This is a genomic window from Dyadobacter sp. HNCC25DJ186 (assembly GCF_056895235.1).
Genome location: NZ_JBXHAS010000004.1, coordinates 378648 through 396530 on the forward strand (window position 1 = coordinate 378648; position 17883 = coordinate 396530).

General features: G+C 37.6%; 16 protein-coding genes. 4 read left to right on the plus strand and 12 right to left on the minus strand.

Annotation, left to right across the window (positions count from 1 at the left end; genetic code table 11):
• Positions 1–363 precede the first annotated feature (363 nt).
• Together AC1XUO_RS15365 and AC1XUO_RS15370 are read left to right on the plus strand one after the other, a co-directional pair.
• A complete protein-coding gene (locus AC1XUO_RS15365; protein ID WP_483330774.1) occupies positions 364–963 on the plus strand; it encodes a sensor histidine kinase in 600 nt (199 codons plus the stop codon).
• Entirely contained in the window at positions 956–1645 is a 690-nt protein-coding gene (locus AC1XUO_RS15370; protein WP_483330673.1) for a LytR/AlgR family response regulator transcription factor, read from the plus strand. The genes AC1XUO_RS15365 and AC1XUO_RS15370 overlap by 8 nt, the downstream gene beginning before the upstream one ends.
• A gap of 35 nt (positions 1646–1680) precedes the next feature.
• On the opposite strand, the gene AC1XUO_RS15375 is transcribed toward AC1XUO_RS15370, so the two are convergent.
• From AC1XUO_RS15375 to AC1XUO_RS15415, 9 genes are all read right to left on the minus strand, one after another.
• Positions 1681–2529: a relaxase/mobilization nuclease domain-containing protein gene (locus AC1XUO_RS15375; RefSeq protein WP_483330674.1), complete on the minus strand. Its 849-nt coding sequence runs from the start codon at positions 2527–2529 to the stop codon at positions 1681–1683.
• A complete protein-coding gene (locus AC1XUO_RS15380) occupies positions 2526–3197 on the minus strand; it encodes a plasmid mobilization protein (protein ID WP_483330675.1) in 672 nt (223 codons plus the stop codon). Before AC1XUO_RS15380 ends, AC1XUO_RS15375 begins: the two co-directional genes overlap by 4 nt.
• A gap of 236 nt (positions 3198–3433) precedes the next feature.
• Positions 3434–3958, minus strand: coding sequence for a hypothetical protein (locus AC1XUO_RS15385; RefSeq protein WP_483330676.1), 525 nt, complete (start codon positions 3956–3958; stop codon positions 3434–3436).
• Positions 3942–4649: a P-loop NTPase family protein gene (locus AC1XUO_RS15390; protein WP_483330677.1), complete on the minus strand. Its 708-nt coding sequence runs from the start codon at positions 4647–4649 to the stop codon at positions 3942–3944. Before AC1XUO_RS15390 ends, AC1XUO_RS15385 begins: the two co-directional genes overlap by 17 nt.
• The gene (locus AC1XUO_RS15395; RefSeq protein ID WP_483330678.1) at positions 4646–5017 is read right to left on the minus strand and encodes a hypothetical protein; all 372 of its coding nucleotides are present in this window, start codon (positions 5015–5017) and stop codon (positions 4646–4648) included. Before AC1XUO_RS15395 ends, AC1XUO_RS15390 begins: the two co-directional genes overlap by 4 nt.
• Positions 4986–5345 (minus strand): hypothetical protein, encoded by a 360-nt coding sequence (locus AC1XUO_RS15400; protein WP_483330679.1) that lies wholly within the window; start codon positions 5343–5345, stop codon positions 4986–4988. The genes AC1XUO_RS15395 and AC1XUO_RS15400 overlap by 32 nt, the downstream gene beginning before the upstream one ends.
• 3 nt (positions 5346–5348) lie before the next feature.
• Positions 5349–5624, minus strand: a complete 276-nt coding sequence (locus tag AC1XUO_RS15405; protein WP_215241534.1) for a helix-turn-helix domain-containing protein — start codon at positions 5622–5624, stop codon at positions 5349–5351.
• A 134-nt stretch (positions 5625–5758) separates the two neighbouring features.
• Positions 5759–6517 carry a hypothetical protein gene (locus tag AC1XUO_RS15410; protein ID WP_483330680.1) on the minus strand — a complete coding sequence of 253 codons (759 nt, stop codon included), beginning with the start codon at positions 6515–6517 and terminating at the stop codon, positions 5759–5761.
• A 198-nt stretch (positions 6518–6715) separates the two neighbouring features.
• Positions 6716–7273 carry an antirestriction protein ArdA gene (locus tag AC1XUO_RS15415; protein WP_483330681.1) on the minus strand — a complete coding sequence of 186 codons (558 nt, stop codon included), beginning with the start codon at positions 7271–7273 and terminating at the stop codon, positions 6716–6718.
• Between the two features lie 755 nt (positions 7274–8028).
• Between AC1XUO_RS15415 and AC1XUO_RS15420 the strand changes: the two genes are divergently transcribed.
• Positions 8029–10980: an HsdM family class I SAM-dependent methyltransferase gene (locus AC1XUO_RS15420; protein WP_483330682.1), complete on the plus strand. Its 2952-nt coding sequence runs from the start codon at positions 8029–8031 to the stop codon at positions 10978–10980.
• Positions 10973–11650, plus strand: a complete 678-nt coding sequence (locus tag AC1XUO_RS15425) for a hypothetical protein (protein ID WP_483330683.1) — start codon at positions 10973–10975, stop codon at positions 11648–11650. Before AC1XUO_RS15420 ends, AC1XUO_RS15425 begins: the two co-directional genes overlap by 8 nt.
• Positions 11651–11809: 159 nt before the next feature.
• Here the strand turns inward: AC1XUO_RS15425 and AC1XUO_RS15430 are convergent, their stop codons facing one another.
• The 3 genes from AC1XUO_RS15430 to AC1XUO_RS15440 are packed head-to-tail and all read right to left on the minus strand — an operon-like array spanning position 11810 to position 17797.
• Positions 11810–12253: a hypothetical protein gene (locus AC1XUO_RS15430; protein WP_483330684.1), complete on the minus strand. Its 444-nt coding sequence runs from the start codon at positions 12251–12253 to the stop codon at positions 11810–11812.
• A gap of 13 nt (positions 12254–12266) precedes the next feature.
• Complete coding sequence (locus AC1XUO_RS15435; RefSeq protein ID WP_483330685.1) at positions 12267–14219, minus strand: ATP-binding protein; 1953 nt, start codon at positions 14217–14219, stop codon at positions 12267–12269.
• A 2-nt stretch (positions 14220–14221) separates the two neighbouring features.
• Positions 14222–17797 (minus strand): Eco57I restriction-modification methylase domain-containing protein, encoded by a 3576-nt coding sequence (locus tag AC1XUO_RS15440; RefSeq protein WP_483330686.1) that lies wholly within the window; start codon positions 17795–17797, stop codon positions 14222–14224.
• Positions 17798–17883 lie beyond the last annotated feature (86 nt).

The following is a 17883-nucleotide window of genomic DNA, read 5'->3' on the forward strand; positions in this document are numbered from 1 at the left end:
ACTGGCTCAACTTCATCTGATTTCTTGGTTGAACGATTAGCATACGGTATGCTCGGAATGTTTCCTTACCTTATTTATTACAAAATTATTGTTCCGTACCTATTCGAAAAGCGGTACCTGGTGTTCACATTACTGGTAGGCATTTTCCTGGTATTTTTGACCATCTACACGAAATACGAGCATTGGCTTATTAGCCAATTGACCTTTCTTCCTGATAAAATAGTCCTGTCAGCTCAGAAATGGTTTCAGTATAGCCCAAAACTCTTTCCTTTTAGCATCATATTTGTTTTTCGGGAAATGCTGATGTTTACCGCTCTCGCCTATTTTATCCGCTCGTCCGAACAGGAAATGCAAATGCAGGCTATGCGGCAGAAGCAACTGGAAACAGAGCTGAACTATTTGAAAATTCAGTTACAGCCACATTTTTTCTTCAATACCCTTAATAATATTTATTCTCTTGCCTTGCAGCAGTCTGACCAAACAGCGCCGGTAATTGCCAAACATGCAGATATGATGCGCTACATTTTGTATCATTCAAAAAAACAAACGGTTAGCATGAGCCAGGAAATCGCTTTTCTGAGAAACTATGTTGAAGTGGAGGGATTACGCTACCCAAACACGATGAATATCAGCTTCGAATCACAGGCTGTAAATGAATCAGTAAGCATCGAACCGTTATTGCTGCTACCATTTATCGAAAATGCCTTCAAACACGGGATCAGGGACGAAACCAGAAACGGATTTGTGCATATTATTATTTGCCTGACTGAAAATGAATTGATCCTGGAAGTACGCAATAGTAAACCTTCTACACCCTCCAGCCAAACTGTGATTAAAGGTATTGGCTTGGAAAACGCAGTAGACAGGTTAAATATGTTATATCCACAGCATCAGCTGGTGATAACTGAATGTAATGAAACATATGAAGTAAATCTGATCCTACCTTTGTTGAATCATGGTTAAATGCATTATAGTCGATGATGAGCCGCTTGCTCAAAAAGTCCTGCAAAGGCATATTGATCAGACCACGAATTTACTTCTTGTTGGATCATGTGCAAACGCATTGGAAGCTTTTGAAACCATCAGCACCGCAGATGTAGACCTGATGTTTCTCGACATTAGAATGCCATCCTTAAACGGTATAGATTTTATCAAAACGCTCAGAAACCCACCGCCGGTAATTTTCACCACTGCGTTTTCTGAGTTTGCTTTCGACAGTTATGAACTTGATGCTGTTGATTACTTGCTAAAACCAATCACCTATGAAAGGTTTGAAAAAAGCGTCAGCAAGTTTTTTAAACAAAACACATTAACGGAGGACGCAAAACATTATACCTATTTCAAAACAGATGGTAGACTGGTCCGAATCGAACATGACACGCTCATTTACGCACAATCCATCAAAGATTATGTGATTATTTTTACGACGAACGGAAATTACATCATACATATGACCATGAAATATCTGGCTGGCCTACTACCTTCAAGTACTTTTCTACGCGTTCATCGATCGTATCTAATTGGTATAAAGCATATTTCCAGCCTGGATAATCAAAAACTATATCTCGGAGACATTTCAGTAACGATTGGAGACAGCTATAGGATGGAAGTCATTGCACTTCGAAACAGAATGCGGAACATCTAAACGGGCGTTCAATTAATATTGCCTATAAGAATGGATTAAGAAATTTTGATTCCTTGTCTTCTTTCTCTTTTTAATTCCTGTATAAAAGTCTGTTTCAGCTCAATCTGCACGGGTTGCCCTAACCGTTTTTCCAGATTAGCCAGGGAATACTCCCTGCCAATCTGTGATCCCTTGAGTTTCATGCCGTTTTTGATGTTCATAAACGCAATGCCTCTGCCCAGATAAGTTTTGTATCCCTGTTTTTCAAGCTGTGATTTCAGCTCTTCCATACTCGTGACAGCAGGCAGCTGCTGATCGATCATTTCTTTTAGTCTGAGGATCGCTTTGTTAGTTTGTCTGTTTTCCTGTCTGTTCTCATCTGTGAGATGCATTTCGGGTGTGATAGACAAGCCCAGTTCCAGCTCTATCCTACGGCAGAATTTCCCGGTACGCGCATAATTATTGAAATGATCCGCCGTGTTTTTACCATTATAATTAATACGATTGGCGACCAAATGGAAGTGCGCATGCTGCGTATCTGTGTGACGAAAAACCAGCATTTGGTTCTGCTCGAAACCGAAGTCTTTGGCAAATTCGGCAGTTATCTGCCGGATCTTATCATCGCTAGGATTCTCACCGGGTGGAAAGCTAAAGGACTGGTGCCATACAAATTTATTGAGCTTTGTATTCTTGTCACGGTTGTCTAAAAATTGCTTGATCAGATTATCAATATCAAATCTTCCATCAGGCAGTTTTTGAAGTGCGAGGTGCTGGATGTAAACCAGCTCCCCGCGAACATCGTCCGGCCCAACCATCTTACGCTGCTGTGGTGTGAGGTGTTTGTCGTAGTAGCAATACTCAATGATCCGTTTTGCGTAATTGCCCAGTTTCACTTGCCCAATCATAATCTTCTGTTTTTAATAAGCTCCTCGGCTGCCTGTCTGATCATTTCATGAACTGCTGCTGGCTCGGTGTTTTCTGATCCTTTCCAAATCGGTAGAAGTTCATCAGGTATTTCGTCTTTCAGATAATGCGCTTCGTACTTTTTCAAAAGTTCGCCGCTGGCCTGATACAGCTGCTGAGTTCTTTCCAGTACACTGATTTTGTTCTCTGTCCGTGGCAAAACCATATCCAGATAACTATACAATTGAGATGTCCAGTCCTGAATATCAGACAAAGTCTTGCGCACCGTTCTAAGCTCAAAGTCCTCAAATGCAAAAAGCATGATCAGTTTAGAAAGCAGTCTGACCTGTTGGCTGCTTTGCTGCCACTGGCGCGAAAGTATATCAGCACTGGATGCTTTCAGAACTGCGAGCGAAAGAATGCCGCTGAGTTTTTCAAGGATCAAAATCGTTTCTGCCGTCTTGGCTGGAAGCGATTTTTTCTGAGGCCTTTTAATGGGTGTGTCCAATGCCAAGGTCAAAAAGAACTGGCTGGCTGAAAGCCCACTTTTTTCGATCAGCACATTGATGCGCTGCTTTTCATCGGCAGTAGCCCATACGGAAAAATGAGACCTTCTGACAACCTTTTCGTTTTTAGGCGGTCTGCCTTTTTGTTTTTTATTTTCCATCATCTTTAAGATTTAAAATGGTCTGTCACAATGAGCTATGAGCCCAAAGGCGAATAGCGAGGGGGTCAAGGGGGCATAGCCCCTTGCAAGCTCCCGCCGGTTGCCGTTTTTCACGGCGTACCGGCGATAGCTTGTTTTGGTAAAACCAACGCCAAGGCTCATAGAAGTTTACAAATGGCCACTTTTGGCAGCCAAAGTTTAAGAAAGTTCACAAAAGTTCACTTGCAGGTTTTCAGACGCTATTTTAAACCCAGAGGCACCAGAACCCGTTTTTTTTGATGATCGTAGATGTAATCTTTTCCGATCGTGATACCGCCCTTTTTAGGAAGCGGGTACAGAACGAGGTAATTGACTCCATCTTTTTCAAGGATCTCACCTTTCTGAATAAGAGCCACATAATCCGAAACATTTTCGTAGGTGTCGAGGACCTCTTTTTTTTGCTTGTAATCCTGACTGCTGCTGGCATACCAAAAAATCAGGATGGAGACCACGATACCAGTAAAGGCTGCCGGGGCAGTTATACCAAGCCCAAAGAAGAGGGCTTCACGGTCACTTTTGAAATGAACGGACTTGTGACTCACTCTAATTTGTGCTGCTGCTTTGCTGATCTCTAGAACCGAAGTATTTACACTGCTTTCGAACTGCCTGAAATTTTCATGCATCTCGTGGAACAGCATAGGCGACCAGTTATCCATCAGCTTTCCATATTTCTCGGTATACCTGCCCCGGATACGGTTGAGCTCTTCTTTACTGACCCGGTTCATAGCCGAAATTATTTTCAAGTTCCGTTTCCAGGCAGATCTGTGCCCCGAACGGATACTCATCAAGGCTGTAACCTCTTCTGATACCATCCAATATCTGGATACCTAAAAAGGTATTGGCATCAAAGTCCCCGAACTGCCGCAGTTCAAGGCCGAACCGCTCACAGTTATCAGCGAGCTCAGTGGCCAGTTTTGGAAACTGGCTGAAAGTGCTCATGTTCTGCCAGACAACAATGCGAAACCTCCCGCTGGTCACCTGTATCATTTTTTCGAGATATTCTACACAGGCCCGGTAAGCACCACCACCTGCGATGATGATATGGAAAGTAACCTCATTGCCGAGCCTGTCACACCATCTTTTAAAGTTCAGGTCAATGGAAATCAGTGAAGGAAACTGCTCACTTTCCGGAGCCCCAAAATCCATAAAGATTTCATCAAACGGCGCACTTGCCAGACTTTCAATGTAGCCAACAAAAATATCCCGGACAATCATATCACGTTGACCGACCAACGAGACAGATTCCATTCTGGCTGCTCCCAGAAATTTCAGCTGACGGGTAGAGGTTTTTGTGGAATGATCCACATCGACAAACAAAGAAGACCGGTCACGCTCAGCCAGCGCTCTCAGATAAGTAAAAAAGCTTTTGCCTACACCGCCCTTGGCTTGCAGGACATAATTGAATTTACGCGTCATTTTTTAGAGAATTTAGATTGAACAATAATATTTTCCTGGGTACTCATCGTGTCCGGGTCCGAACAAAAACTTGCAAAGCCGTCTTCTGGAGTTTCCCTTTGTAGTTTAGCTGTGACCGTAGGAACAGAACTTTGAATGAACGGCTTTGCCGTCACTGGCCGAACCGTTTTGTTTTTGAAGTGAAACCGGCAAAATTTGATATCGGCCGCACCAACCATCTCACCCCGGCCGAGATCTTTACAGATCATTTCGGCGATATAGCTCGCTGTAAGCTTTGATGTGATCAGATCAAAGTAGAGCTCATAGAGGATCCGCCTTCTTTTCTTATCTCGCCGCTCAAAAAGATCGATCAGTGTTTTCTTGTCCATTGATCTTCTGGTTTGAGCTTCCGTTATCCCGGCCGGTCAGTGCTATACGGCTTGCACGTAGCGGATGATACGAAGGCTGGTAATCAATGTGGCCGTAATGTGCCAGCTCTTTGATGCAGCTGTGATAGGTGGCTATTGATCTGATCCTGGCAGATCGCATCAATATTCGCCGGCTTATCCGGATCTGTGTTTGATCCGCCTTGCCGCAGTGATGCGCAATGGCAGCATACAAACAGATATGCACCGCCCGAAGTCTGGGATCATCCCATACTCCTTCTATCAACCCAGCTCCCGCCGGATTGATAAAGTTTTGTTTCGATGCCCGCATGATCTACCGTTTTTTAGAAGGGTCTTTCGCCAGCATGAGCTCAATATCCTGATACTGGTAATAAAAAATGCCGCCCACTTTGGTGTAACGCAGATGGCCGTTGACCCGCAGGTTCAATAGTGTTCCTGGTGATATGTTTAAAAGCGCACGCACCTGGGCGCTTTTAAGCCATTTACCTTGCGGGCCAGGTTTGGCTGCCGTTAGAATGGTTTTTAATTCGGTAAGAAGTTCAGTTTTAAACTGGTGCAAGTCTTCCCTCGTGATCATCTCTACATGCATGACTGCTTTTGTTTAATGGTGAAACATAAACCGTGACAATAAGCCGGGTACCACGGCTCATTATCATCAAAAGCAAACATAAGAGGGGAAGGATAAAAAATAATGACCAAAACATTCGGCTGGTCAAAACAAATTTATCCATTTCGTTTTAAGTGATTGATTTTGAATAGCTTTTGAGATGAATAAATTTCGGTTCCTTTGATAAGTGTTTTATCTTTTTGTGCAGGAAAGTAGTTACGGGCGGTGTTTACAGGGATTTCATTGCCGCCATGAAGGAAGTATTTGGCGATCATTTTATACCAGCCGCTCTGAGAGGAACTGGTTAGAAGCTTATTTCCATCCGGTAGTTCCAGTTCCTGCATTTGTTTAATCAGATCCAGGAAGGTGGGTAAATAGTTTTCGCGGATCTGGATTTTTTTGCTCGTTTCAAATTCTTTGAGCTGCCGGTTCTCCTCTTCCAGAAAAACTATCCTGGCTTTTAGTGAAGAAATCAACTGTTCTTTTTCCATAATGACCGATTCAAGCGGCTGATGCACATGCCACTGATCGATCGAGTGAAGAAAGGATTGAAAGGATTCGAGCCTGGCTATATTGGATTGATATATCTGCTGCTTTGATGAGAACGGGTCTTGCATCTTGTAGTAGGCAATTCTTTCAGAGGTAATCCGGTAGAAGTGTGTAAAGAAGTCTTGCTCTTGCCGTGGATTTGATTGCAGATAGTAATCAAGATGATATTGGTAAAACAACGGATAATCCGCTACGTTTAGGCCATATACCTTTTTAAATAAATGATTGTAACTGAAATGCCGGCTTTGGATCAAAGGGTTTCCGATCTCAAAAGGGTGCGGTGAAAAGTCAAATCTGCCTCTGATTTTAAAGTATGATCTTATCATGCCAAGACGAATTTTTAATTAAGTTACTGACAGATACTAAAAATTCCAATTCGCCGGTGAAATCAAATGGCTCAGAACCAGGCCAGAAAGTATTAAAGCCGCTTAATTCTAATCTTCTGCCAAGTAACCTCCAAACTGTCATCTGACCGTTTTTTTAATTCAGAAGTCTGAAAAAAGTGTCAGACTCCTGAAAAACATTTAAATGTCCATAAAAACATGACCGTTATATTCGGAGTATCCTTCCAGGAATAGATCCCTTCCGAAAGCTTCGTAATCAAAATATCTTTCAAGAATTTCAGGTACTCCCGAAAGCATTCCGGTATCTTCTACATATTGATAGGTAAATTCTGTTTTCGGATCTTTAAAAGCTCCTCCATAATATCCCTGATAGGCCTCTTCAAAACCTTCCAGTGTTTCTTCCAAATCATTTCCGTTGGCTGGCCAGGATATAATATCTGAGCAGTAAATCTCAAAAGCTTCTGCTCTGTCATCATCCATTTCAGAGACTGCTTCAAAGTACTTGAATGTGTCCTCCTGCAAACTGCATTCCGAGATCAGAAAAGACGGAATATATTCCCAGTCCTGGAACATTAATTCCGGATCGAACTCATTCCTATGGTATTCATAGCAATCTATATAAAATTCTTTTGTATCTGAATAGTCTGAAAGATCAAACCATTTTCCGAAAAGCGATCCGGAATTGTACATTCCGTAAGTTCCTACGTAAATCTTTGGAGTGTTTTTTGAATTTTTCATCAGTGAAAGACATTTGAAGTAGCAAGGGCCCCGGCTTTGTGCCAAAGGGCAATCGCATGTCCCACACGAATGAAAAATGACGGGGTTTATCCCCCCAGGGTTCAAGGCCCCGACGGCGGTTTAAGGAGCGGCGCCCAGCCGCGGTAAATAGCCGGCTGACGAAGTGAAGGCTTGAAGCCGTCATTTTTCACTTCGTAACTTTCGTTTGCACTGACTGGTAAACGTGCGGCTGGGTTACTTTTTAGTAGCTTTTCAACATAATAAGTAGTTATACAACAAAGTATTATTTAGTTTGATGTGCCAATTGTAAAAATGATTCTATCTTTTCTATATAGAATTAGTAATCATCTTTGTAAAGTGCTAAGAACCGAAAGATTTATTACTGCAACCTACCTATATCATTTATTGATGGCTCTGTCTGATCTGTTGTTTTTGGTGGTGATCTTAATCCCTCACAAGCCTAACTAGTTTAAAAACTACATAACTAGCACTGAACTACATATAAAGCTACTTTCCTTGATTCCGGCGACCTTTCTATTAAACTATCCAAATTGACAGTCTCTCAAGAAAGATTGAACCAATCGGTCATTAAAGGTATGGGGCAAATTTGTAGAAATTAGCAAGGGCGATGCGATTATAATTAGTACATTTGATGATTATCAACTTTTGATCCCAATTACTTTAACACTTAAAGTAGAACAATAAAATGCGACCGTGCATAAATAACGTTCTATTTTTGAAGGTATAAAATATCTATGATTAATACATTATTTGAGCAGAAAATCCAAAATCTGAATTTCACTTTTATAACAGAAAGAGATAACAGTGGGGTGCTTTTGACAGATAATTATATGGGAATAAAGGCTGATTTAGCCTCACCAGACCTGCTTTTCGCCTTGGAAACCGCAAAAAACAAGTTTAAAGCAGACGCGGTTTATTTCCGTTATTTTGAGGACGGGCGAGCAGCAGTACCACAATTATATATATTTGACTATACTACCCGAACTTTAACTGGTGAAATTCGAAACCGTATTCATAAAGAGATGTGGAACGGATGTCAAGTTCCTGCATACATTCTCTTGCAGAGTTCCTCTGTCGCCCTATTTGACGCTCGTGAAAAGCCCCACGAAGATCTCAATACTTATGCCACCGAAGTAATTCAACTAGTTGGAGATGCGTTTAAAAACTTCCCGGCCAAAGATTTTTACGATGGTATGTTTTGGGAAGAACAAGAAAAGAAAAATCGGTTTAAATTTGAGCAATCCGCTACAAAAGATCTAATTCGGGGGTTAAAAGAAGTCTATAAACGTTTTCAGGACAACTCAGGCTTAAATCGACATGTAGCCTTGAAGCTACTCGTACAGTGTCTACTGATTAAGTACCTAGAAGAGAGAGATGAAGATAGCTTGAGTGGCTATTTTGCTGGCACTTATTTTAGGAGAAACTTTCAGTGTGAAAATTTTTGCGAAACCATACGAAAAGGGAAACTATTGAACCTTTTAGATCAATTGGCCAAGGATTTTAATGGAAAAATTTTCGAATGGGATAAGGTGGGCGAAAGCTCTCAACGTGAAGATATACAACGAAGCGAAGTTAATAGTCTTGCAGATTATCTTGATGGTAATAGTAAAAATAGTCAATATGTCATCTGGCGTTTATATTCGTTTTCTCATTTACCAGTCGAAGTGATAAGTTCTGTTTATGAAGAATTACTAACCGACAGAAAGGATATAGTTTATACCCCAGAGATGATCGTCAGCACAATGGTTGATGAATGCATGCCTTTGAAACAACCCAGGAAAGGCTTTAGGCTAATAGATGTAAGCTGTGGATCTGGTATTTTTTTAGTAAAGAGTTATAAGCGTATCGTCCAATGGTGGCGTTATGAACAATGGCAAAAAACAGGTGAACTGATTAAACCACCCTTGCCAATTTTAAAAGATTTACTTTTAGAAAGTATCCACGGCATTGACATTGAAGACGATGCGGTTCGTTTATCTATTTTTAGTTTAGCCTTGGCTATACTGGACGAAGTCAATCTGGATCCACCAACCTGGGGAAAATTAAAATTTCCTGACTTGAGTGAAAACATTGTATCTCAGGATTTCTTTAAATTTATAATGGAGGTCAAAGCAGGTACCTTCGACCTAATTATTGGAAACCCACCTTTTAACTTGCAACAGGTTGATGGAAAGGAACCCGACCGAGACGCTTTCTTCAAATCGTTAAAAGAGACTATTGACTACCAGTCGTCTTTTAAAATTCCCGATCAAAATCCTGCCTTACATTTCTTAGTAAAGTCGATGTTGTTGCTAAAGCCTGATGCATTATTGTGTCTAATTCAGCCGTCGGGTCCACTATTCTACCAGAAAGATAAAGTATTTAAAAATGAGTTATTCTCAAAATACAACTTATTACAAGTCATAGATCTTACTAAACTGGCAGATAAATTATGGGGAAAAACCACAGTTTCAACTGTTGCAGTTTTTTTGCAAAATTCAAAACCAGACCTGTTAGACGTTTTGCACTTAGTGGCCAACCGTACCTTTTCCAATACAAACCGTTTATTCCTAGAATTTGATCATTATGACTTTCATTATGTTAGTAAAGAAGCATTGCTAAATGACCCATTTATTTGGAAGGCGAATCTGCTTGGTGGTGGACGAATCTTACAGTTGATTGCAAATTTATCACAACAACCAACCTTAGCTCAGTACCTAAAACAAAAGAAGAAGGATAACCATTGGGTATACGGTGAAGGATTCATTAAAGGTAAGGCAGATGATGAACTTGTACCTGCTGACTTCATAAAGAAGAAAGGTGGCTATCAAGAATTTACTTATTTGAATGGCAGCGATTGCATTGATACAAAAACGTTTACAGAATTCGGAATCGGTAAAACCTCACCGTTGGAAGGAAAGTATTATCAATGGGGAAGGACGAAAGAGCTTTTTCAACCGCCATTATTGCTAATCAAAAAAGGCATAGGCAAAAAAAACATACCTTCACATTTCTCAGATAAGGCTGTTTCATTCCGTCACAGAATAATTGGAATACATGCGCCGACATCAGATAAAGATGACTTATTAGCGATTGATAAATATTTTAAAGATAATGCTGATCTCATCCGGTTTTATATTATCTCAACAAGCGCCGAAATACTAATTAATAGAGCAACCGCTATTTTTAGTGAAGATATTTTAAATATTCCTTTTGTTGCAAATCCAAAGGCTCCTCTTCTTTCAGAAGCTGACCACATACTTTTGCAGGACACGCTGACATATTATTTGAATGTTTTTGAGGAAAATATTTTTAGACACACAACAGAACTAGAGGTTCAGAAGTTTGCAGCAATATTCTGCAAATGCCTTAACAGTGTTTATGAAGCAGAGGAAAAATCCTTTCAATTATTTAAAATATTAGACGCTGGAAAATATTATGCGATACACTTTGAATATACGGCAGTTGAAACTAATTCCGTAACTGAAATTATGCCGAATCTCGAAGATTATATTAACAGCATTATGCCATTAGTCAACCAAACATTGCATCATATACACGTACAGCGAATTTTAAAAATATATGGTAAAGACAGACTCGTTATGGTCAAGCCCAAGCAATTGCGTTATTGGTTACCATCAATCGCTTTGAAGGATGCAGACGAAACATTCGCTGACTATTTAAAAACCAGCTACCAAAATGCTTAGAGATAGTCTGACTCCTTTTACTTCACCTCAACCAGGAGATCTGAGTATTAAATCAGGTTTCGAAATTGATCACGTAATCAGTTTTGTTGATAAGAATATTAGTGAATTCTATAATTATTACCAAGATAATGATGAGTCAGAGAAAGAGAATTGGATTAGCAACCTGCTTGTGAGGCATTTTCAAATATGTAATAAAGAACAAGGTGGTTACTTTCCTTATGACTTCAGCAAAAATCCGCCCCAAGCAACATCTGGAAAAGAGACGGATATCGGCGTATATGTCAATACACGCACATCAAAAGCCATTCCAATTATTGAATTTGAAAGTAAACGATTTTGCGACACGTCTAACAATAAAGAATATGTCCATGGTGAACGTGGTGGTATTGAACGTTTCAAAAGAGGACATCACTCCGCCCATTTAACCGTCTGTGGCATGTTTGCATTTGTCCAAAAACCAGAGACTAATGGCTGGATCGCCAAAGTAAATATTTGGATTAGTGAACTTGCCAAAACGAATGTAGACCTATCTATTGACTGGACTGGGAAAGACGAACACCTACTGAAAGTAAAAACTTTCCCAAAGGTTGAAAAATTATCTTCCAAACATCTACGAAAACAAGGAGGTGATATTATTTTTCTCTGGCATTACTTTATCGATTTAAATTAGTTATTATAAAATATAATAATCATAATGGCTTACAGATTTGCACCAAGAAACCTATATCCCTAAAATCTTTTTAAATTTTTAACTTTTTTCCTTCAACTGTTTACTAACTGAAAAATATCCCGACTCCTCTTACTGTAAGGTTTTCTATACAACTCCTCATTACAAATCAATTAATAATGAAGTTCTTGAGAAAAGAGTGTTGAGTTCAGTTTGAATTAACTTTAATACATCAATACGTCTTTCAACTTGTTTTAATCCAGCTACTTTTGTTTTTTGATTAGTCTCTTTTACTTGTTGTTTCTTATAAGGCTCTCGTTTAATAATCATATTCCAAATCATAATAGCAAGCTTTCTAGCAGTAGCGTTTACAGCCGTTATCCTTCCTTTATTGTAAGCTAATCTTTTGAAGAACGGTGTTAATTCATGATCTTTTTGATTCCCGATTGAGTTGGCCGCCTGACGCAGTGCTGATGCTAGGTAAGGTTTTCCGGATGGTGTTCGGATAGTAATGATACGTCCTCCACTTATTTTATTATTGGGGACCAGGCGGAGCCAGCTGGCAAAGCTATTTTGCTGATCGGAATTTATGTACGTCATCGCCATGGTAGTCAACAGTTTAAGCATTTAATATTTGCAATAATGTATGACCATCTTTATATAAAATGTCCTTTAGGTCTTTAATGTTGTCAACTAGTTCAGTTTTTATTCCAAGAGCGAATCTAATTTGGCTATATCCCTGTTCAAGCTTTTTATTCGATGCAAGTGGAATTGGAGCAGAATTTTGAGTATCATTTCTCTTGTTTATAAAAAAACAATTAGGGTTTGACAAGCGCCAGCTACCATCGATATCTCTGATGCCTCTAAATGTCTCTTTTAGAGAGAATTCGATTATCCAATTATCACCAGCAGCATCTATTTCATGAAGATGAAAAACGTGTTCATTTTTATCATCTGGTAAACCAAAAGTATGAACCCGTAACTTATTAAGTTTCTCCAGTACTTCGATCACACTATCCAGCTCGCGACGATAAATTGGAGAATCTGCATTATCGTGTGATAAAGGATTAAGTAATAGATCTTTATGTTCCTTCAATTTCTCAAATGGAGCAGAATTTCCACCTAACGATTTGAAATATTTCAAGAAATTCCCAATTAAGTTTTCCAAATTTAAAATGGTAGATCCTTTATCTTCCTTAATAAAAATACTTAAATTCTGTGGTAATAAATGCTTACAAACTCGCTCAGTTTCCTTTCTTAAATAATTTGCACTTGCAGGATAGTCAAACTCCTTTAAATACTTTTTTGCCAAATCTAGGTAATTGTTTTGCTGTGGTACAAACGGACAAGGTATCCCATCTATCGTTTCATGCTGATACATTTCTTTAAAAATCCAGCCATTATCAAAACGATCTTGAATGCGGTTTTTACACATACTGTAGAAGGCCCTATCATGAGTAAGTATAAGAATTTGATACGTGTCAAAGAATGTTTGACCCAATAAAATATCTAATACCCTATCCCTATGGCTCATATCCAAACTAAGCAACAAATCATCTAATACCAATATTCTCGCCGAATCGGGAAATGTTGGCCTACGATCTAAAACTGAGAAACGTATTGCTAAGGCAATAGCAGTCAAACGAGCTTCATTTAAAAAAGTATGTGGTTTTAAAATCTGTTGATTCAATACGTCCAAACCATTGTGGTTGAAATGAACATGTAAGGGAATTTTTGGTTTATGTAGCAAACCATCTTTCGCTCTCTGACTTACATTTATATTATAAGCACATGATATGCTGTCGGTGTCAAATCCAATTGTAAATTTTTCGCCAAATTCATCTTGTAAATACTTATTTGCGCCCTGAGTGATTTCTAAGAGAAATCTTTTTAGCAAATCAACAAATCTCGGAATAGTAATATTTTTAAGCCTACGGTACTCTTCAGAACTTACACTAACAATATTCCCTTTAAACGGTAGATTACTAGGTGATTCACAAATGAATTTCCACCAATCGCTGGCATATGTTCTTGCAGATAATCTCCCATCATGTTCTGTAAATGCTTCTTCAAAATCAACGAACATTAATATATCTCTCTCAAACATCTCAAAAAGATCAATTCCTTCACTGTTTCTAAAATCATAAATCTTAGAAAGAAATTTATAATTTATAAAATCACTTCCGACCAACGCTCTATTTACAAATGGATCTTTAAATGTGTTAATACTATATGTACTATCGGAATTACGTTTAAGTTCTTTAAGTGTGCCGCCAGAAGGAGCGCTAAATTCAATTATAATACCTGATTCGTCATTAGGAGAAGCAAATCTATTTCTTAGATTTTGAGGATTTAATGGATCAAAGTACTTATTGATTTCTGATATAGGATCTTTAATAGAACTTTGCAAAAATGTATACAAAGCCCAATAAATAGAACTTTTCCCACTCCCATTCTCACCATATAGAAGTAAATTATTTTTATTAAGCTCGATTATATTTTGAGGTTGTACGTCTTCCTTGCCGTAAAAATATTTAAAATTACGTAAGGTTATCGTTTTAATTTTTTGCATGATTAAACACTTAAAATAGGTAATAACAAATCTTTCATCTCAATTTTCATTAGTTTAATTTGATTACGGAGTGGGTTATCTTTCTCACGTAAAGTTTGATATGTCAATCGTATGATTTCGATTTGTTGAACTTCTGTTAAGCCATCAATAGGGGAAAACAATGAGTTAGCAAAGTTTTCAACATATATATTATGTTTTAAAAATTCGTCCGGAAAATAAAGTTCTAATACTAAGGCATCAATAACCTCTTCAAACTGTTCGGAGATATGAGAATTTGGTACATGAGGATCTAATCCTATTCGATTATTTACAACAATTATCATATCAACGATTATGGTAAACAAAGAAGATTTTGTTATCAAAGCTCTTGGAATACAAAATGGCTCGATATAGTTAGTTTTAAAATAGTAGTAATTATTATTATATGGCGTGCTAGTATTAACAATAAAGTAATAAAATAACTTGCTATTTAAAACAGCAAGCAGGGACTTTGATAAATGATAATTATCAAACTTAGGAGCAACAATATATCCACCCGCATCAGGGATAAATTCACCCGAAACATCAATCGTAAAGCTAGGTTTGTTCTGCAACTGCGGAGTAATTATTTTCCCAGACTTTTCTATAATATTTAAGTCACGGCTTCTATGTAAACTGAGCCAATAAATTGGGTTAGTTTTGTAGCTAATTTTCTTTTCGATGAGATGATCCTTGAAATTTTGTAAATAATCATATGTCAATGGTAAAGAAGTTTGAATTTCTATCTCATCTAATGGTACGGTTTTATCATTAACACTTTTATGAAGAAAGATTACAAACTTCTTCTTTTCTAATGACTTATACCTTTTAATATCCTCCCCTTTTAAAACAGGCTTTACAGCCTGTCTTTCAAGTTTTACATTGGATTTAAGGGATTCAGAATATCCAAAAAAGAATTCATCATCTACGTAGCCATCAAGCATAAATATTTTATCACCGGTAGAGATAATACCTTGATAAATTCCTTCGCAGTAATCTAAAAGATTCGGATATGAATATATTTTTTCTAAAACTCGAACAACATTGTTATCGTCAGTAATAAGCCAACTATCATTAAGCAAAGAATATGGAATCAATGAAAAAATAATATCACCTAAATTCTTATTTTTAGGTTCAAAATATAATACATGATTAGAATTCTTTTTAAAATGGAAAACTCCCGAATAGGTAGTGGCATTTTCAAAAATTTGATCAACTCCAAAATAAAGAATTGATTTCAACCAAAAGTCCTTGGTAATAATCTCTCTTAACGATTTTCCATAATCTGCAATAATAAACCTGTGTGGATTAATATAAATTATATTACCATTTTTATTGACTAACCTAAAAGCTTGCTCAATAAAAAGCAGATATATATCATACTTACCAGTAGCAGATAGATACTTATCTTTATAATGAACAGCATCTGATTTATTGATATTCTGAACCTTTATATAAGGCGGATTACCTATGACAATATCAAACCCGGTAAAATCACTAACAAAAGGATTTAGTACTTCTGGAAAATCAAGTTTCCAGTCAAAATGTTCAAAGTTTTCATTTGGATTTAATTTTAACCAATTGAGTTTTTCAATGGCATTGTCAAATTCCGATACTTGTTCATTTATTTTTAAGTTCATTTTATGGTCAGTGGCTTTAAGGCCAAAACCCATGTCAGAGACACGATTATTTTTATTTAGAAATGAGGCTTTGTTAAAATACAGTTGGTTTATAAGAACTTCAAGTTTTAAATTCCTTATCTCTGCTTTCAGTTGTAACTTTCCTTTACTATTTGCACTTTCAAAAAATTCCTTTTGTTTAGATGAAATACTCTTGAGAGCCTTTTGCATATCTTTAATATGCTTATCAGCTCCGCCCACACTTCCCTTACGTTCCCAGTCTATTTCAATGACAAGATCACCAAACTTGTTAAGTAAACTGTTACCTACAACAATTTTGTAGTCCAAATTTGGCAGTGCCTTGGGCATTTCTTCGTCCACAATTAAAGACAACCAAAATCGTAATCGAGCAATATCTACGGCTCCCCGCTCAATGTCAACTCCATAAATCGATTTTTGAATTATATTTTCTTTAACAGTTGCAGGACTCCATACTTTATATCCCAATTCAAATGCAATACGTTCCTTGATTCCAAAAATTTCCTGCAACAAACCCATAGGAAAAGCTCCAGAACCAATTGCAGGATCGCACACCCTTACCGAATCAAGTTTTTCATCAATCTGCTTCTTATGATCCTTACTTAGATTATTTTCTTTGTTCTTTACAAAATTTTCTAATTCTACCAAGTTGGCGTCTGGTATTTCGGTATGCAAGTACTCTATTAAAGATTGTCGTGTCATGTAATGAACAATCTCCTTAGGAGTATAGAACGCTCCTTTATCTTTGTTGTCTTCAAGAAGATTTTCAAAAATATGTCCAAGCATTTCAGGATCTACCGCAACTGTATGTTCCTCTGCACTATCTTCAAAAATTGTAAAATTGTACTGATCAAAGAAGACAAATAAATTGGCAAACAAATCTGAAGGAAAAGTTAACAAATCAAATTTTAAAGATTCCTTTTCAAAAAGACCACCGTTTAAGTATGGAATTTTAACGATTTCCCCATCTGGCATAACGAAATCGTCACTATCCCTTTCATTATTCAAAGCATCGAAAAATAATCTAGAAAGCCAGTTTGGGTAAAAAGTATCATCTGCACCTGCTTTTTGAAAGAAGTGCGACATAAAACTTTTATCACCGTTTTTGTAAGATCTATCTTTTGCACCTAACCATCCCTTTTTCTGTAAGAAATACAAAAAAACAATTCTACCCAAGAGTTTCTTAACAAAGTCACGAACATCCTTATCATTACCATTAAATGCAGATGACCTAAATTCAGAACGCATTAAGTAATCTACAAAACCTACATAGTGTACATCACGATATTCGTCAAAAAATGCTTTTGACATAGCCTCTACGCCGAAAGCATCTTTTATTTTATTAATGGTGATATCTAGTTCACTACCAAGAACTAAAAATTGATCTAGGGCAGTTTTATAAGTTTCCTCTGGTTCCCCAAAAACATATGTATATCGTTTGGGGTGAGAATCTAATATTTGCATTTCTCCATTCTGAAATACTCCGTCACGTGCGATAAATGAAAATCGCCAGGTTCTATTCTCTGCATTCTGATAAGCAAAATTGACTAGCACTGCATTATTCCCAATAATATGTTTTTTAACCAAGCTCCCCAATCCTACTCTGCTTCGTTCAATTTGCTTTCCATCTTTTACAATTACTTCATAGAGCTCAACAGTTCTGGGAATTTCATCGGAGGTCTTAAATTCTCCATATTTTATAATAGAGTTAGCAAAGCTCTGTTCAGATGCAGACAAAACAATGTGCTGAACACCCTGGTGATCATAAATTTTGAAATCCGACACCTTACCTTGAAATGTAGGTAAAAGTCCATTTTCTATAAAAGCCTGACGATTATAAGGAGCCTTGAAAAGCTGTGATAATATTGTTTTATTCATTTCATAAGGAATTTCTAATTTCATTTTCCATAGATAGCTATCAATATTTCACTAACATATAAGTAGTTTTATCTACTTCAACGAAATAAAATTTTGATAAAAGAATTTAA

What these genes read in the sequence shown, in the direction of transcription:
- AC1XUO_RS15365 (WP_483330774.1), top strand. Translation starts at nt 364, where the DNA reads ATGCGGCAGAAGCAACTGGAAACAGAGCTGAACTATTTGAAAATTCAG.
- AC1XUO_RS15370 (WP_483330673.1), top strand. Translation starts at nt 956, where the DNA reads ATGGTTAAATGCATTATAGTCGATGATGAGCCGCTTGCTCAAAAAGTC.
- AC1XUO_RS15375 (WP_483330674.1), bottom strand. Translation starts at nt 2,529, where the DNA reads ATGATTGGGCAAGTGAAACTGGGCAATTACGCAAAACGGATCATTGAG.
- AC1XUO_RS15380 (WP_483330675.1), bottom strand. Translation starts at nt 3,197, where the DNA reads ATGATGGAAAATAAAAAACAAAAAGGCAGACCGCCTAAAAACGAAAAG.
- AC1XUO_RS15385 (WP_483330676.1), bottom strand. Translation starts at nt 3,958, where the DNA reads ATGAACCGGGTCAGTAAAGAAGAGCTCAACCGTATCCGGGGCAGGTAT.
- AC1XUO_RS15390 (WP_483330677.1), bottom strand. Translation starts at nt 4,649, where the DNA reads ATGACGCGTAAATTCAATTATGTCCTGCAAGCCAAGGGCGGTGTAGGC.
- AC1XUO_RS15395 (WP_483330678.1), bottom strand. Translation starts at nt 5,017, where the DNA reads ATGGACAAGAAAACACTGATCGATCTTTTTGAGCGGCGAGATAAGAAA.
- AC1XUO_RS15400 (WP_483330679.1), bottom strand. Translation starts at nt 5,345, where the DNA reads ATGCGGGCATCGAAACAAAACTTTATCAATCCGGCGGGAGCTGGGTTG.
- AC1XUO_RS15405 (WP_215241534.1), bottom strand. Translation starts at nt 5,624, where the DNA reads ATGCATGTAGAGATGATCACGAGGGAAGACTTGCACCAGTTTAAAACT.
- AC1XUO_RS15410 (WP_483330680.1), bottom strand. Translation starts at nt 6,517, where the DNA reads ATGATAAGATCATACTTTAAAATCAGAGGCAGATTTGACTTTTCACCG.
- AC1XUO_RS15415 (WP_483330681.1), bottom strand. Translation starts at nt 7,273, where the DNA reads ATGAAAAATTCAAAAAACACTCCAAAGATTTACGTAGGAACTTACGGA.
- AC1XUO_RS15420 (WP_483330682.1), top strand. Translation starts at nt 8,029, where the DNA reads ATGATTAATACATTATTTGAGCAGAAAATCCAAAATCTGAATTTCACT.
- AC1XUO_RS15425 (WP_483330683.1), top strand. Translation starts at nt 10,973, where the DNA reads ATGCTTAGAGATAGTCTGACTCCTTTTACTTCACCTCAACCAGGAGAT.
- AC1XUO_RS15430 (WP_483330684.1), bottom strand. Translation starts at nt 12,253, where the DNA reads ATGGCGATGACGTACATAAATTCCGATCAGCAAAATAGCTTTGCCAGC.
- AC1XUO_RS15435 (WP_483330685.1), bottom strand. Translation starts at nt 14,219, where the DNA reads ATGCAAAAAATTAAAACGATAACCTTACGTAATTTTAAATATTTTTAC.
- AC1XUO_RS15440 (WP_483330686.1), bottom strand. Translation starts at nt 17,797, where the DNA reads ATGAAATTAGAAATTCCTTATGAAATGAATAAAACAATATTATCACAG.